This window comes from Anaerostipes caccae L1-92, from assembly GCF_014467075.1.
Classification (GTDB): domain Bacteria; phylum Bacillota; class Clostridia; order Lachnospirales; family Lachnospiraceae; genus Anaerostipes; species Anaerostipes caccae.
The window spans coordinates 587,100-601,921 of record NZ_AP023027.1 but is presented as its reverse complement, the minus strand read 5'-3'; the positions used below and the strand labels follow the sequence as shown (position 1 = coordinate 601,921).

The following is a 14,822-nucleotide window of genomic DNA, read 5'->3' as shown; positions in this document are numbered from 1 at the left end:
ACTATAATACGGCGACATTTTTTTGTCAATAAACGATAATAAAAAAATGATCATTCAGCAGCTGTGCTTCTTATTTTTCTTACGGTACATCTTTTTATCCGCCAAAGAAATCAGCTTGTCCAGCGACAGGCAGTCATCCGGAAACACAGCGCTCCCTGCGCTGCATCCCTTAAACGGTATATAACAGTCAGTCACACTGAAGCTGAGGTGTGAAAGCTTTTCTAAAAATTCTTCCGGGTCTTTTTCCATAAACAGACAGATAAACTCATCGCCCGACATACGGTACAGCATACCCTGATTTTTCAAAAACTTTTCTGTCTTCCCTGCAAATACACAGAGATACTCATCTCCGGCCAGATGCCCGTACAGATCGTTCACCTGTTTAAAGCAGTCCAGATCGATAAAAATCAGATAAAATCTCTGATTCTTCCGAATCAATTCCTGCGCGTCATGGAACAGGCTGTTGCGGTTTTTTAATCCTGTCAGGCTGTCCATATAGGCGATCTCTTTTAAATCATTTATATTTTTATAATTTACTACCAGATAATATATAATAATAAAATTCAAGGTGACATTCAGCGCCAGCACAAGCAGACATATGACTTTCAGAATACGGTTTTGGGGATAAGTAAATTGTACATTAAACAATACCATAGTTAAAAACCAGCTGAGACTGAAGATCAGGAAAATATTCTTTGTTCCGTCTTCCATGAACTTCAGTGCTCTTACCAGCTTCTCTCTGATCCATGAGACAAAGAATACTGACGTAATAAAATAAAGGAGGGTCTGGACTGCAAGGACCGTACCGGCAAAATTTTCTGTCTGAAATATCTTCACGGCATGGACTGAGACAGAGAAAATGAGCATCGTATAGATCCAGGATGAACAGGCAATGCTGATGATCCTTTTCCATGGTTCCGCATACAGATATTTCAGAGGAAACACATACATGGCTCCTATCAGAGCAAACATCCCATTTCCGTTTCCGAAATTCTTTCCTCTGGACAGGACTGCATATGATACAGTAACCAAAAACAAAGAAAATACTGCGATGACAAAAACTGTCTTTATCAGAGAATACTTTCTCGTGCAGCACAGATTTACTACGTTCATATTGACGGTCAGCATTTCCAGAGCCACAAGGAGATTCACCAGTATATTCATATCTGTCAGTCCTTTCCCACTGATTTTCAGCCTTTTTTTATTATACTAAATACTGCTGAAAAAATCACAGACATTCATAAAAATACTGCCGGAAACTTTCACTTAAAATTTTTCACACAAAAAGCGCATCCCATCTGGAGATGCGCTTTCCTTCATATATTATTTTACTCGTCTGCTTTTCCCTCAGATCCGAATAACTTGATCTTTGTGATCACCATGTCTTTGATCGCATCTGTACCAGGAGCAAGTAATTTACGCGGGTCAAATCCTTTTCCTTCTCTGTCTTTGCCTGCTTCAATGTATCCGCGTGTAGCCTCGGCAAATGCAATCTGGCACTCTGTGTTTACGTTGATCTTTGCGACTCCGAGAGTGATTGCTTTTTTGATCATGTCATCAGGGATTCCTGTACCGCCGTGCAGTACTAACGGCATGTCTCCTGTCAGCTTCTGGATCGCATCCAGTGTCTCGAAGCTTAATCCTTCCCAGTTTTCAGGATATTTTCCGTGGATGTTTCCGATTCCCGCTGCAAGCATCGTAACACCTAAGTCAGCGACTGCCTTACACTCTTCAGGATCTGCACATTCACCTTTTCCGATGACTCCGTCTTCTTCTCCGCCGATGGAACCTACTTCAGCTTCGATGGACATTCCTTTTCCTCTTGTTACCTGAACCAATTCCTTGGTTTTTTCAATATTCTCTTCGATCGGGTAGTGTGATCCGTCGAACATAACAGAAGAAAAACCTGCTTCGATACAAGCATTGCATCCTTCATAAGAACCATGGTCTAAGTGAAGGGCAACCGGTACAGAAATGTTTAATCCTTCTAACATTCCGTTTACCATTCCAACCACTGTCTTGTATCCTGTCATATATTTTCCGGCACCTTCAGAAACACCTAAGATCACCGGTGATCTTGTCTCTTCTGCTGCCAATAAGATTGCCTTTGTCCACTCCAGATTATTGATGTTAAACTGTCCTACAGCGTAGTGTCCGGCTTTTGCCTTATTCAACATCTCTTTTGCTGATACTAACATGATAAATCCTCCATAATTCTTTAATGAATTGTTATTTTTTTCACATCAAACTTATTATATCCTATTTGGCCAAGTTGCGCAAGTCACAGGGTTCCCAAAAAAGCCGGGACTAACAGAGAAAACTTACTGCATTTATTCCAGCCGTTCCTGCTCTTATATCCGTATGAGCAGCATATACAGCACTGTTCCGCCTGCAATGCTGAGCAGGGTGTTCCTCTTCCAAAGGTGAAGCAGAATGACTGCCGCCCCTGCCGCCAGGCTCCACAGTTTCTGAAGAGCAGGCTGAATTGTCAGTTCTTTAAAACAATACACCACAAGTGCCGCGATGATAGCCGCCGGAAGTACCTTTCCCAGATAGCCGATCATTTTAGGCATGCCTTTCTTTCCTCCAAATAATACAAACGGAAGTACTCTCGTAAAAAGTGTGACAAATGCTACCACTGCCATAATAGAAACCGCCTTCATCATTCCTTACATTCCCCCTTTTGCTCCTCTCTTATAAAACCAAGGCACATGACTGCCGCAAGTATAAGCAGTGAGGGCAGTAAAAACCGGTCCGGTCCCAACAGAATCAAGAAGAAAACGGAAACAGCAAGTCCTGCTGCCGCTGCGCCGTGTTTTTTGGAATTTTTCCACTGGTCCAGAAAAATCACCAGAAACAGTGCTGTCATGGAGAACTCGATACCCTTAAAATCAAATGGAAGCAGACCTCCTGCCAGTGCCCCGATCAGGGAACCAGCTGCCCAATAAGCCTGATCCAGAGCTGAGATCCAGAACATGATCCTGGGTTCCGCCTCTGTTTTCTCATCCGGAATGGAGCAGAGGACCGAATACGTCTCATCTGTCAGAGAGAATACCATATAAGGGTAATATCTGCCCATTTTCCTGAAACGCTCCACGAAGGAGAGACCGTAAAACATATGCCTGCCGTTGATAAACAGTGTTGTGAGCGCCACAAGGCCCAATGGCGCTCCTGCTGCGAGAAAAGACACTAAGACAAACTGCATAGAACCGGCATATATGAACAGGCTTGCAGCCAGTGTCCAGAACGGCCCGTATCCTGCCTTTGACATAAGGATGCCGAACGCAATTCCCAGAAATATATATCCAAAGAAAACCGGTATGGATTTTGTAACTGCATATTTGAAATGTTCTTTCGTATTTCTCACTGTTTCTAACCCTCCAGGCATTAAATAAGCTTTTCCAGGAGGGCCACAGATGCCATGGCATCCTCCGCATAGTAGTCGGCTCCGATACTATTTGCAATATCTTCTGTGAGCACCGCTCCTCCTACCCAGATCGGACAGCTGCAGTCCTCCTCCCGGAGTCTTTGAATGGTTTTTTCCATCGATATGACCGTAGTCGTCATCAGTGCGCTCAGGCCGATTGCCTTCGGCTGATACTTCTTCCATGCCTCTACTACCTTTTCTATCTTCACATCTTTGCCGAGGTCGATAATCCGGTAGCCATAGCTTTCCAGGACGACTTTGACGATGTTTTTCCCGATATCATGGATATCACCCTCCACAGTGGCCATCACCACCGGTCCTTTTTCCTCGCCTGCATCTGCGGTGAAACACTGCTTCACAACCTCAAAGGCTTTTTTTGTCGTCTCTGCCGACTGGATCAGCTGAGGGAGAAAGATCTTCCCCGTCTCATAGTCTTTTCCAACCACATTAAGAGCCGGAATAATCACCTCATTGATCAGTACCAGCGGTTCTTTCTTTTCCAGTTCTTCTCTCGTCTTTGCCTCCACTTCATCCTTCAGTCCGTGGAGAATGATGTCGTGGAGAGAGAACTCTGTCTGAACTGCTGCTTTCGTCTCTGCCGCATTTGACTGATTCCTGATGTAGCTTTCACTGTCGATATCTTTATAAAACAAGACATGAAACGCATCGATGGTGCCCATCAGCTCCTTATCCAGAGGATTGATGATCGGCAGATCCAGCCCGGCCTGCATGGCAAGTGCGAGAAATGTCCGGTTTAAGAGCGGACGGTTCGGAAGGCCGAAGGAGACGTTGGAGACGCCCAAAACAGTATGCACTCCCAGTTTCTTTACCATCTCTATCGCTTTTAGCGTTTCCTTTACTTCCTTTTGCTGTGCAGAAGCCGTCAGGGTCAGACAGTCGATGATAATGTCTTCTTTCCCAATGCCGTATTCCGCCGCCTTCGCAATGATTTTTTGTGCGATTTCAAATCTCTCTTCTGCTTTCAGAGGTATTCCCTCATCTAACGTCAGGCCGATTACAACGCCGCCATATTTTTTCACGATCGGAAAAATGGCTTCCATGACTTCGTCTTTTCCGTTGACAGAGTTGATCAGCGGCTTTCCGTTGTAATACCGGCATGCCAGCTCAATGGCCCGGGCATTGGAACTGTCGATCTGAAGCGGCAGGGTAATCACTTCCTGGAGGAGTTTTACCACATGTTTCATCGTCTCCGGTTCATCGATACCCGGCAGACCCACATTTACATCCAGCACATCGGCTCCCGCCTCATCCTGTTTGATTGCCTCCGATACCAGCTCATCATACCGCTCCTCTTTCAGGGCCAGCTTCAGTTTCTTCTTTCCGGTTGGATTAAGCCGTTCCCCGCAGACGATGACCCGGTCTCCGAATGTAACGGTTTTTGTCTGGCTGGACACCCTCGTCTTTTTTTCAATCTTTCTCGGTGCCGCTTTTTTCGGAGACGCGGCTTTTAACTTCCGGATAAATTCCGGAGTCGTTCCGCAGCACCCTCCTGCGGCGGAGATGCCGTCTTTCAAATATCCCTGCATAAGCTCAGCATATTCATCGCTGGTCACATGATAATGGGTCTCCCCGTGTTCCAGGCACGGAAGTCCTGCATTTGGCTGGATCATCACAGGCACAGAAGATACGCTTAAAATTTCTTCAATGATCGGCCCCAGCTCTGCCGGTCCTAAAGAACAGTTGACGCCCAGCATATCCGCTCCCAGACCCTGCACTGTATTTACAAAGGTGACCGGATCATTTCCGGACAGAGTCCGCCCGTTCTGTTCAAATGTCATAGTCACAAACACCGGCAGAGATGTGTTTTCTTTTACTGCCAGGATACCGGCTTTCACCTCATACAGATCGCTCATCGTCTCAAACAGCACCGCATCCACATCATGTTTCACCGTTTCCACCTGTGAAAGGATGATGTCATAGGCTTCATCGAACGTAAGGGTACCCATGGGTTCTAAAAGCTGTCCGATGGGACCGATGTCGAGTACGATATAGGCATCCTGTTCACGCCCTGCATTTTTTCTTGCCTCATTTGCATTGGAAACCGCGGCGCGCAGCATATCCCGGTATTCGTATTTTGACTCCTGCATTTTCAGTTCATTGCATCCGAATGTGTTGGTCGTGATAAAGTCTGCTCCTGCCCCAAGATATTTTTCATGAATCGATACGATCAGCTCCGGTCTGTCAATATTTAATTCTTCGGGGATATCTCCGGCGCGGAGTCCTGCCTCCTGAAGCTGGGTCCCCATGGCCCCGTCAAATATGAGTAATTCTTTTCCGATTCTGTCTAGTAACATCTCTGGCCTCTCTTTCTAAATGCACAGTCTTCTTTCATTACACACTGTCCGCACTGTTTTTTCCTCTCAGGCGTGCCGATACCTATGAAACCCAGCATGGATTTCTGAGGTATCATCAGATGATCCGGCGTAAGTGTGACCCCGAGAGTTTTCCCAACATCGAGCACTCTTGCGATCTCCCTGTTGAAGGACAGCGGAATATCACCATAGCCCGGACAGAGCCGGTATGATCTGTTTGGATACCCCAGCCCTTCTTCATACTCATCGCAGTAAGCTTCCAGATAAGCGCTTCCCGCCGCATCCATAACGGCTGCTTTTGTCATATTGCATTTTTCGTAGTACTTTACCTTTCGCTCCAGGGTGACCCCGAGGGTCGCTCCGATAAAAAGGCAGTGGCTGCACTGCAAGAAAGCCTCCTGTATCTGATCCCCGGGGAGATGAAGTCCCAGTTCTTTTATATAGGGCGTTTCCCCTGACAGCTCAAATCTGCGTGAGATAACCTTGGGCTGGGAAGCCTGTTTCACCTCCCGGATACAATCATCCAGCAGGCTTTCCATCTCATCCGTGATCTGCTGCCCCGAATGCCCTAAGTATTTCAGTGTATTTTCTTTAATCATGATTCAGCTCTTTTAACACGGTCGGAATATTTCCAAAGATCCTCTGCGCGATCTCCGGCTTATTCATCGTATAGATATGAATTCCGTCCACCCCGTTTGTGATCAGGTCTATGATCTGGTGGGCAGCATAGTTAATCCCGATCTCTTTCATAGCCTCAGGATAATTATAATATGTCTCGATCATCGTGGAAAGCTGGAACGGAATGGAGCAGCCGCACAATTTGGCCGTGCGCAGAAGAGATTTTGCATTTGTCACCGGCATGATCCCTGCAAGAATCGGAACATCAATGCCTATTTTTCTCGCTTCTTTTACCAGCCGGTAGTAATAGCTGTTGTCAAAGAAAATCTGGGTGATCAGGTATTCTGCCCCCGCATCCACCTTCTTTTTCAGTGCTTCTAAATCATCCCGGAAACAGTCTGCCTCCTGATGGACTTCGGGATAACATGCCCCGGAAAGGCAGAAGGAATCCCCGAAATTTTCTCTGATAAATCCGTTCAGTTCGCTGGCATAGTGAAACTCCAGATCCATTCCCCGGTATTTTTCTTCTTCTCCCGCAGGATAGTCTCCCCTCAGTGACAGAATATTATCGACATTGTGCTCCTTTAATGCCCTGCATTCTGTGAGAATATCTTCTTTTGTGGATGTAATGCAGCTTAGATGGGCTACGGACTCGATCTGATACTTATTTTTAATGGCCGATGCGATCTCCACGGTCTTTCCCTTGGAAGATCCGCCGGCTCCGTATGTAACACTGATAAAATCCGGGTCCAGTTTTGCCAGTTCCTCAATGGTATAGTAAATGGAAGAAATATCCCCTTCTTTGTTCTTGGGCGGGAATACTTCAAATGAAATGGTGGCCTTTTCCTTTAGTAATTCTGATATCTTCATCTGCTTCTCCTTTATTCCTGTAATACATTAAAGCAATTTTATCATGTTCGATTTTCTCTGTCTACACAGAAAAAGCGATGTCTGACAGGCTTCTTTCAGCCTGAGCAGACATCGTTTTATCCGAATCTTTCTATTTTTTAACTGCCTTAAAAGCTTCACTTAGATCTTCAAGAATATCATCTATGTTCTCTGTTCCGATGGAAAGTCTGATAGTATTTGCTCTCAGCCCCTGTTCTTTCAATTCTTCCTCATTCAGCTGTGAATGAGTCGTAGATGCCGGATGAATCACGAGAGATTTCACATCGGCTACATTTGCCAGCAGCGAAAAGATCTCCAGATTGTCAATGAACTCTTTTGCCGTCCTGTCATCTCCCTTGATCTCAAACGTAAAGATCGAACCGCCGCCGTTTGGAAAATATTTTTCATACAATTTCTTTTGTTCTTCATCTGCGGTCACAGAAGGGTGATGCACCGCCTCCACCTGGGGATGCTGGCTCAAAAATTCTACCGTTTTCAGTGCATTTTCCACATGCCTTTCCACTCTTAAAGATAATGTCTCCAATCCCTGGAGAAATAGGAATGCGTGAAATGGAGAAAGGGCTGCTCCCATATCTCTAAGCAGAATTGCGCGGATCTTTGTGACGAATGCTGCTCTGCCCGCTGCTTTCGTAAAGCTGATGCCGTGATAGCTTGCATTTGGCTCGGTCAGGGAAGGAAATTTCCCTGATGCCTCCCAGTCAAAATTTCCGCTGTCTACAATAACCCCTCCAATGGCAGTCCCATGACCTCCGATAAATTTTGTTGCAGAGTGTACGACGATATCCGCTCCATACTCAATGGGACGGATTAAATAAGGAGTCCCGAATGTATTGTCGATTACAAGAGGTATCCGGTGTCTGTGTGCAATCTCTGCCATCTTCTCTATATCCGCCACATCCGAATGAGGATTGCCCAATGTTTCAATAAACACTGCTTTTGTGTTTTCTTTGACAGCTGCTTCCACGGCTCCATCCTCAAAAATGTCCACAAACGTTGTTTCCACTCCGAATTCCGGCAGCGTGTGGGCCAGAAGATTATAGCTTCCGCCATAAATATTTTTTGCTGCTACAATATGATCTCCGTTTTGTGCAAGGTTTTGGATCGTATATGTAATGGCTGCTGCGCCGGACGCTGTGGCAAGTGCCGCCGCTCCTCCTTCCAGAGCTGCTATGCGCTGTTCAAATACATCCTGAGTCGGGTTGGTCAGTCTGCCGTAAATGTTTCCGGCATCGCTTAAATCAAATCTGGCCGCTGCGTGCTCACTGTCGTGAAAGACATAAGAAGATGTCTGGTAAATGGGAACTGCCCTGGCGTCAGTAGCCGGATCAGCCTGCTCCTGTCCCACATGCAGCTGCAGTGTTTCAAATTTCAAATTTCTCTCTTCTCTGGATTTCTTCTGATACATGGCTTTCTCTCCATTTCCTATATGACTGGTATGAATTGTTTTGTTGTATTATAAAAAGCATTTCATATAAAGTCAATAGGAAATTGGAATTTTATTGATTTTCATTCGTGCTCAGGATTTATCAGTTTTCTAAGCTGCTGTAACTCCTTCCTATTTTGTCAAAGTCCAGAACCGCTGCGTCGTCATTTTGAAAAACAGCTCCGGTTCCTTTTGCATTCATTGCCCGGGCAAATCCAAGCTTATTTAACATGGAAAATACTCTCCTCACTGTTGAGACACTGACACTGTACTGTTGGCAGGCTATGCGTATATGTACACAGATTTATGATTGATGAATTTGTGAGACAGTGGTATTATTCTAAGGGAGTATTATTGGGGTGATAATAATGACTTATTTAGTTTGTTTTCTTTTTCTTTCTGTAATTCTTTTTTACAGGCTAAGACAAAAGCAGGTTGAAAGGATCGCATTCACAGATGCATTGACAGGAGGAATGAATGATACGGCATTTCGGGCAGCATATGAAAAACTGGCGGCTCGGATGGAACCTTCCACTTATGCGGTCGTTTTTCTAAATATAAAAGGCTTTAAATTTATAAATGAATATTTTGGATCTGCTGCAGGAAATGATACATTAAAGTATATCTACAGTAAGCTCATCCGGCACATCTGCACCGGAGAAATAGCTGCCCGGGACAATTCAGACTGTTTTTTTCTTTGTCTGAAAGAACACAGCAAAGAAGCAATCAGATACCGGCTCCAGAAAATGACTGCAGATATCAATTCTTTTAATGCATCTTCAGATATTGAATATCAGTTTACTATTCTGCAGGGCATTTATCTTGTTGATGACCCGAAACTGGATGTCACGATCGTACTTGACCGGGCCAGGACAGCCTGCAGACAGCGGCACGGAACAGATCCGTGTTCTTTCTTTCATCCGGAGATGGCAAAACAGATGCAGTTAGAGTATGAACTGAACACTATGTTTGAAGACTCCATAAAAAAACGAGATTTTCAGATCTATCTCCAGCCCAAGGTCAGATTGGCTGATCTGACACTCAGCGGAGCCGAGGCATTGGTCAGATGGATTCATCCGGATAAAGGCATGATCTGTCCTTCAGACTTTATACCGCTGTTTGAAGAGAACGGTAAAATTTGCAGACTGGATCTGTATGTATACGAGACAGTCTGCGCTTATCTTCATAAGCGGATAGAACAGCAGAAGGATCTGTTTCCGATATCCGTTAATTTATCCAGAGCGCATTTCAAGGACCTGAATTTTCTCAGAAAGTTTTCTGAATTAAAGGCCAAGTATGGGATTCCCGACGGTATGATTGAATTTGAATTAACCGAATACAGTTTTTTAGACAAGCAGCAGCGGGAGATGGTGAAGAACTGCATTAAACAAATGCACAGGCTGGGATTTCATTGTGCCTTGGATGATTTCGGTGTTGGGTATTCTGCACTTGCACTGCTGAAGGATTTTGATGTGGATACAATAAAGCTGGACCGTCAGTTCTTTGTCGATATGACAAACCCAAAGGCCCAGACAATCATCTCCGGATTTATTGAAATTTCAGAGAAGTTAGGTATCCATCTGGTAGCGGAGGGAATAGAAACAAAGGAACAGATGGAACTTTTAAAACAGTTCCATTGTGAGATGGTTCAGGGGTATTATTTTTCCAAGCCCCTGACAATCGATGAATTTGAAAAATGGAAGGATACAATGCAGAAGCAGAAAGTATTCAAATAATGAAGCAGTGCCGGAACCTTTTTCGTTTCCGCACTGCTTTCTGTGTTACACGCATTTAATTAATAAAAATCTCCCAAATAATCATAATGATAAAAATATAATCTTATATCTCTCAGTATACCAAATCCAAAAAATACTGCCAGTCCCACATACAGCATCCACATACGGAAACGAAAGATTTCCCCAGTTCCCTTTCCTGTTTTCCTGACCAATGCTCCAATGCCAAGCCACCCCGCAATCAATACAAGATAGGCAAACGTTGGATTGCATTTCAGCGATGTCAAAAAATCAAGCCTTAAAAAAGCCAGCGCCGCCCTGGTCCCTCCGCAGGCGGGGCAGTAAAGATTGGTGACCAGCTTAAATACACATGGAAATGCCGGAATAAATTTTAGAATCTTCTGCATCATTTAGATTTCTTCGTCCCAGTTGTCACTTGTGTCTACATCGTCCGTATCATCCCAAAAATCATCGTTATCAGGCTTGGTGTCATGAGTATCATAATTATTAATGTAGCTCTCAAAATCGCCGCCTGCAAGATTTACAGCCACGAAAACAGTGATCATGATGGAGAGGACCAGTCCGCAGATGCCGCAGATCAGACCTGCCACAGCCTTGCCGTCTTTCTTTCCCATGTATTTCGGGGAAATACAGAATAATACGATCGCAACGATGCCAAGGACAAATGATACCGGAAAACAGCAGCAGGCCAGTGCGATCGCCAGGACACCCAGCACAAGAGAGACCGTTGCATAATTGTTCTGAGGGGGCTCTTCCTGACTCTGATATGCCGGTCCGCCGGTCTGGCCTCCCTGATATCCGTAATTCGCCTGTTGATTCTGCTGATAATAATATCCGCTCTCACCTACTACAATCGTATCAGATGAAGCTGTCTGAGACTGCACCTCCTCTGCTTCCGGTTCGCTTTGAACTTCAGTCTCTCTCTGGATATCATTCTCTTCCTGACTTTCAAACTCCTGCACCGGTTCCTTGATCTCTTCTCCCGTATAAGGGTCATATCTCTTCTCTTCCATATATTTTTATGCTCTCCTTTCCTTTAGGTATCTTATCATGCCGGGTCCCAGACTCTCATTTGGCCTGGAAATAAAACCATGGGCCTCATAAAAGGCTTCCCTTCCCTTTGCACACATCAGGTCCAGCATCATCTCTGTGTCATCCTCCCGGATACTCTCCACGAAAGCAATCAGATTTTCAATTATTTTGCTTCCTACACCCGCCTTTTGGTAGTCCGGATGTATCATGAGATCCTGGATATAACAGATGACCGCTCCGTCCCCCACGATCCGCCCCATGCCGACGATCCTGTCATCCGCATAGGCCGCCACCACATAAAGACTGTTTTTCAGCGCCTTCACGGCCTGAGTCCTGGTGAGCTTTTTAAAGCCTACGGCTTCCCGGAGCCAAAGGTAGGTATCCACTCCGATGTGATTTGCAACTAGTGTAATCATCTTCATTCCTTCTATCTGTTGTAATTCATTTTGATATTATAACACGAAGCCCGGTTTTGTGATATAATTTAATAAAAAAAGTGAGGAGCCTTTATGGATTTTCAAATACTCGACTTTATCCAAACACATGTAAGAACCCCGTTCCTGGATGATTTCTTCTCCAGGATCACACATTTAGGCGACGCGGGCACGATATGGATTCTGATCGCCGTTATCCTTCTGTTCACAAAAAAATACAGAAAAGCAGGTGTCGGCATGCTCATTGCCATGCTGGTTACTTACATACTGGGGGATCATATCATCAAACCTTTGGTGGGCCGGGCAAGACCTTTTACCTATCGGGATATCAAACTTCTGATTCCTCCTCCGGGCCGGTATTCTTTTCCGTCCGGTCATACAGCTTCTTCTTTCTGTGCCGCCGTATCCTTGTTTTTATACGACAAAAAGCTGGGAATCCCAGCTTTTGTCCTGGCAGCACTGATCGCGTTCAGCAGGCTGTATCTGTATGTACATTATCCAACCGATGTCCTCGGCGGGATCCTACTGGGCACTGTCTGTGCAGTCACTGTGTTCCTGCTGCTTCGACGCAATGGACACGTCGATGGAACAGTCTGAAACGTGGTCTGAGTTAATGGACAGTCCGTAGTCGATGTGCAGCGCCATGCTGTCCTCTTTCTCCTCAAAGTCGATCTTGCTTGTGTTGATCCCAAGCAAGAGACTTCCGAAAGGAGTGTCATAATAAGTGAGGTTTTCTTTTCCCCGCTCAAATACCATATGGGAGCTGCTGGCTCCCTTTTTTGTTACTTCCACGACCTTGGGGCTGATCTTAAGACGGTTTTTTACGACCTGGGAATCGTCGGTCAGCTCATCATAAATGACATAGTGCTTTCCGTTTTTCAGATAGTAATCCCCTGTCGTCATCAGCTCAATAGGTTCTTCCGTACCGGCATCCAGCTGAAGACCGGAAATATTGATAATCACTTCTTTGTTCATTTGTCTCCTCTAATACCTTTCAATATCTATGGGCTGTACTTTTTCCACATGACAGGGCAGAACCCGGTCCGCAAAACTCAGAAACTGATCTTCCATATCGCTGACATAATAATGATACTCAGCTGTATGGCCGCTCTCCGCCTCCATCTCCCTTTCTTTCAGAAGTTCCCTCAGAGATTTCGCCGTCTCGTAGGCGGGATTGATCAAGGTTACATTGTCACCCACAAAATTTTTGATGGGATTTTGCAGCAAAGGATAGTGGGTACATCCAAGGATCAGGGAATCGATCTGATACTGGTCAAACTCCCGCAAATATCTGGATACCATGTCTTCTGTGATCCTGTCGTCGATCAGTCCCTCTTCCACGAGGGGCACAAACAGAGGGCAGGCTTTTGTCACCACGGTTACATCCGGGTTCAGTTCCCTTAAATACTTTCCATACTGGCCGCTCTTTACAGTGGCATTGGTTCCAATGATGCCGATATGGTGATTCTTCGTGGCCCTGGCGGCCGCAATAGCCCCTGGACGCACCATGCCGATCATGGGAACGATATATTCCTGCTGGAGCTTGTGCATAGCAAGGGCGCTGGCCGTATTGCAGGCTATCACAATGGCCTTTACATTTTTGCTCAACAGGAAATTTACGATCTGCCTGGAGTACCGGATGACCGTATCTTTCGACTTCGTACCATAGGGTACCCTGGCCGTATCTCCAAAATAAATCAGACTCTCATCGGGAAGCTGTCTCATGATCTCCCTGGCTACGGTAAGCCCCCCGACCCCTGAGTCAAATACTCCGATGGGTGCATTGTCATGTACACTGCTCATTTTTATTCAAACCTTTCTTCCGCAAGACGGATCAGCTCGTCTGCAAGGGCCGGCGTTTTGATTCCCTGGGCCGCCCAGAGCATCGGATACATGCTGATGGACGTAAATCCTGGAAGTGTATTGATCTCATTGAACACGACCTCCCCATTCTCTGCAATAAAGAAGTCTACGCGGGAAAGACCGTATCCGTCAACAGCCTTAAAAATCTCAGCTGCGGATTTCCGGATCTCCTCTCTCGTCTCCTCCGGCATCGGAGGATCGATCAGGGTCTTTGATTCCTGGTTATTATATTTGGCATCATAATCATAGAAATCGGCAGCGGCCAGAATTTCTCCCACACCGGAAGCCTTGATCTCTTTTCCTCCGAGGACGGCGCATTCCACTTCCCGTCCAACGATGGTCTCCTCCACTAAAATATTGCGGTCATGTTCGGCAGCCTTTGACAGTGCTTTTGAAAGTGCTTCCCTGTCCTCCGCCTTGGAAACTCCCACGGAAGACCCTGCCCGGGAAGGCTTCACAAACATCGGATAAGAAAGCTTTGCCTCTGCCCGGTCAAGAGCGTCCTCCATCTGAGTTAAGTCACTCCTGCGGATATGGACAAACTGTGCCTGCCGGATTCCAAGGTCTTCCACAATGATCTTTGTATAAACCTTATCCATCGATACCGCGGAAGCCAGTACCCCGCATCCCACATACGGGATCTGAGCCATTTCAAACAGTCCCTGAATGGTCCCGTCTTCTCCGTTTAAACCGTGAAGCACCGGGAAGATTACATCCACAGGCTGCAGCCGGTATGTACCCTCTGCGAGGAGTACCAATGCCTTATCTTCTGTATCCGGAGAAATAATCGCATTCACCCTGGATTCTCTCCAGCTTCCGTCTTCAATCTCTTTTAATTTATCCACAAGCAGCCAGCGGCCGTCTTTTGTTATCCCCACTAAAATCACATTATATTTTTCTTCATCCAGGCTTCGTATGACTGTGGCAGCCGAAACACAGGACACTTCATGTTCGGAGGATCTTCCCCCGAAGATCACAGCGATATTTTTCTTCATCTCTGACTTACATCTCCTTCCGAGTGCGCAATGC

17 protein-coding genes are annotated in these 14,822 nt (G+C 45.7%); 2 read left to right on the top strand and 15 right to left on the bottom strand.

What is annotated here, in order from left to right; translation table 11 throughout:
• Window positions 1–54 precede the first annotated feature (54 nt).
• The 9 genes from ANCC_RS03085 to ANCC_RS17780 all read right to left on the bottom strand — a co-directional run bounded on the left by ANCC_RS03085 (window position 55) and on the right by ANCC_RS17780 (window position 8,942).
• Window positions 55–1,164: a GGDEF domain-containing protein gene (locus ANCC_RS03085; protein ID WP_006567466.1), complete on the bottom strand. Its 1,110-nt coding sequence runs from the start codon at window positions 1,162–1,164 to the stop codon at window positions 55–57.
• A gap of 164 nt (window positions 1,165–1,328) precedes the next feature.
• Window positions 1,329–2,198 carry a class II fructose-1,6-bisphosphate aldolase gene (fba, locus tag ANCC_RS03080; protein ID WP_006567467.1) on the bottom strand — a complete coding sequence of 290 codons (870 nt, stop codon included), beginning with the start codon at window positions 2,196–2,198 and terminating at the stop codon, window positions 1,329–1,331.
• Window positions 2,199–2,351: 153 nt separating this feature from the next.
• Window positions 2,352–2,666, bottom strand: a complete 315-nt coding sequence (locus ANCC_RS03075) for a branched-chain amino acid transporter permease (protein WP_006567468.1) — start codon at window positions 2,664–2,666, stop codon at window positions 2,352–2,354.
• A complete protein-coding gene (locus ANCC_RS03070; RefSeq protein WP_225103642.1) occupies window positions 2,663–3,367 on the bottom strand; it encodes an AzlC family ABC transporter permease in 705 nt (234 codons plus the stop codon). Before ANCC_RS03070 ends, ANCC_RS03075 begins: the two co-directional genes overlap by 4 nt.
• A gap of 20 nt (window positions 3,368–3,387) precedes the next feature.
• Window positions 3,388–5,742 carry a homocysteine S-methyltransferase family protein gene (locus ANCC_RS03065; RefSeq protein WP_006567470.1) on the bottom strand — a complete coding sequence of 785 codons (2,355 nt, stop codon included), beginning with the start codon at window positions 5,740–5,742 and terminating at the stop codon, window positions 3,388–3,390.
• On the bottom strand, window positions 5,733–6,359 hold the full coding sequence (locus ANCC_RS03060; RefSeq protein ID WP_006567471.1) for a vitamin B12 dependent-methionine synthase activation domain-containing protein: 627 nt from the start codon (window positions 6,357–6,359) through the stop codon (window positions 5,733–5,735). The genes ANCC_RS03065 and ANCC_RS03060 overlap by 10 nt, the downstream gene beginning before the upstream one ends.
• Window positions 6,352–7,248 carry a methylenetetrahydrofolate reductase [NAD(P)H] gene (gene metF / locus ANCC_RS03055; protein ID WP_006567472.1) on the bottom strand — a complete coding sequence of 299 codons (897 nt, stop codon included), beginning with the start codon at window positions 7,246–7,248 and terminating at the stop codon, window positions 6,352–6,354. The genes ANCC_RS03060 and metF overlap by 8 nt, the downstream gene beginning before the upstream one ends.
• 130 nt (window positions 7,249–7,378) lie before the next feature.
• Complete coding sequence (locus ANCC_RS03050; protein WP_006567474.1) at window positions 7,379–8,692, bottom strand: O-acetylhomoserine aminocarboxypropyltransferase/cysteine synthase family protein; 1,314 nt, start codon at window positions 8,690–8,692, stop codon at window positions 7,379–7,381.
• 121 nt (window positions 8,693–8,813) lie between these two features.
• Window positions 8,814–8,942, bottom strand: a complete 129-nt coding sequence (locus ANCC_RS17780; RefSeq protein ID WP_006567475.1) for a hypothetical protein — start codon at window positions 8,940–8,942, stop codon at window positions 8,814–8,816.
• A gap of 136 nt (window positions 8,943–9,078) precedes the next feature.
• Between ANCC_RS17780 and ANCC_RS03045 the strand changes: the two genes are divergently transcribed.
• Window positions 9,079–10,446, top strand: coding sequence for a putative bifunctional diguanylate cyclase/phosphodiesterase (locus tag ANCC_RS03045; RefSeq protein ID WP_006567476.1), 1,368 nt, complete (start codon window positions 9,079–9,081; stop codon window positions 10,444–10,446).
• Window positions 10,447–10,505: 59 nt separating this feature from the next.
• Here the strand turns inward: ANCC_RS03045 and ANCC_RS03040 are convergent, their stop codons facing one another.
• Genes ANCC_RS03040 through ANCC_RS03030 form a run of 3 tightly spaced genes read right to left on the bottom strand, consistent with a single transcriptional unit; the run spans window position 10,506 to window position 11,912 of the window.
• Window positions 10,506–10,853, bottom strand: a complete 348-nt coding sequence (locus ANCC_RS03040) for a DUF2752 domain-containing protein (protein ID WP_006567477.1) — start codon at window positions 10,851–10,853, stop codon at window positions 10,506–10,508.
• Window positions 10,854–11,477: a DUF4190 domain-containing protein gene (locus ANCC_RS03035; protein ID WP_006567478.1), complete on the bottom strand. Its 624-nt coding sequence runs from the start codon at window positions 11,475–11,477 to the stop codon at window positions 10,854–10,856.
• 6 nt (window positions 11,478–11,483) lie between these two features.
• Complete coding sequence (locus ANCC_RS03030) at window positions 11,484–11,912, bottom strand: GNAT family N-acetyltransferase (protein ID WP_022261201.1); 429 nt, start codon at window positions 11,910–11,912, stop codon at window positions 11,484–11,486.
• 93 nt (window positions 11,913–12,005) lie between these two features.
• On the opposite strand from ANCC_RS03030, the gene ANCC_RS03025 reads away from it, so the two are divergent.
• Window positions 12,006–12,527: a phosphatase PAP2 family protein gene (locus ANCC_RS03025; RefSeq protein WP_006567481.1), complete on the top strand. Its 522-nt coding sequence runs from the start codon at window positions 12,006–12,008 to the stop codon at window positions 12,525–12,527.
• Here ANCC_RS03025 and ANCC_RS03020 read toward each other — a convergent pair.
• Genes ANCC_RS03020 through ANCC_RS03010 form a run of 3 tightly spaced genes read right to left on the bottom strand, consistent with a single transcriptional unit; the run spans window position 12,453 to window position 14,788 of the window.
• Window positions 12,453–12,905: a YwiB family protein gene (locus ANCC_RS03020; RefSeq protein ID WP_006567482.1), complete on the bottom strand. Its 453-nt coding sequence runs from the start codon at window positions 12,903–12,905 to the stop codon at window positions 12,453–12,455. The two genes, ANCC_RS03025 and ANCC_RS03020, sit on opposite strands and share 75 nt — an antisense overlap.
• 9 nt (window positions 12,906–12,914) lie before the next feature.
• Window positions 12,915–13,733 carry a glutamate racemase gene (gene murI / locus ANCC_RS03015; protein WP_006567483.1) on the bottom strand — a complete coding sequence of 273 codons (819 nt, stop codon included), beginning with the start codon at window positions 13,731–13,733 and terminating at the stop codon, window positions 12,915–12,917.
• Between the two features lie 2 nt (window positions 13,734–13,735).
• Window positions 13,736–14,788 (bottom strand): D-alanine--D-alanine ligase family protein, encoded by a 1,053-nt coding sequence (locus ANCC_RS03010; RefSeq protein WP_006567484.1) that lies wholly within the window; start codon window positions 14,786–14,788, stop codon window positions 13,736–13,738.
• Window positions 14,789–14,822: the final 34 nt, after the last annotated feature.

Coding starts and splice junctions, on each gene's coding strand:
- ANCC_RS03085 (WP_006567466.1), bottom strand. CDS start 1,164: ATGAATATACTGGTGAATCTCCTTGTGGCTCTGGAAATGCTGACCGTC.
- fba (WP_006567467.1), bottom strand. CDS start 2,198: ATGTTAGTATCAGCAAAAGAGATGTTGAATAAGGCAAAAGCCGGACAC.
- ANCC_RS03075 (WP_006567468.1), bottom strand. CDS start 2,666: ATGATGAAGGCGGTTTCTATTATGGCAGTGGTAGCATTTGTCACACTT.
- ANCC_RS03065 (WP_006567470.1), bottom strand. CDS start 5,742: ATGTTACTAGACAGAATCGGAAAAGAATTACTCATATTTGACGGGGCC.
- ANCC_RS03060 (WP_006567471.1), bottom strand. CDS start 6,359: ATGATTAAAGAAAATACACTGAAATACTTAGGGCATTCGGGGCAGCAG.
- metF (WP_006567472.1), bottom strand. CDS start 7,248: ATGAAGATATCAGAATTACTAAAGGAAAAGGCCACCATTTCATTTGAA.
- ANCC_RS03050 (WP_006567474.1), bottom strand. CDS start 8,692: ATGTATCAGAAGAAATCCAGAGAAGAGAGAAATTTGAAATTTGAAACA.
- ANCC_RS17780 (WP_006567475.1), bottom strand. CDS start 8,942: ATGTTAAATAAGCTTGGATTTGCCCGGGCAATGAATGCAAAAGGAACC.
- ANCC_RS03045 (WP_006567476.1), top strand. CDS start 9,079: ATGACTTATTTAGTTTGTTTTCTTTTTCTTTCTGTAATTCTTTTTTAC.
- ANCC_RS03040 (WP_006567477.1), bottom strand. CDS start 10,853: ATGATGCAGAAGATTCTAAAATTTATTCCGGCATTTCCATGTGTATTT.
- ANCC_RS03035 (WP_006567478.1), bottom strand. CDS start 11,477: ATGGAAGAGAAGAGATATGACCCTTATACGGGAGAAGAGATCAAGGAA.
- ANCC_RS03030 (WP_022261201.1), bottom strand. CDS start 11,912: ATGATTACACTAGTTGCAAATCACATCGGAGTGGATACCTACCTTTGG.
- ANCC_RS03025 (WP_006567481.1), top strand. CDS start 12,006: ATGGATTTTCAAATACTCGACTTTATCCAAACACATGTAAGAACCCCG.
- ANCC_RS03020 (WP_006567482.1), bottom strand. CDS start 12,905: ATGAACAAAGAAGTGATTATCAATATTTCCGGTCTTCAGCTGGATGCC.
- murI (WP_006567483.1), bottom strand. CDS start 13,733: ATGAGCAGTGTACATGACAATGCACCCATCGGAGTATTTGACTCAGGG.
- ANCC_RS03010 (WP_006567484.1), bottom strand. CDS start 14,788: ATGAAGAAAAATATCGCTGTGATCTTCGGGGGAAGATCCTCCGAACAT.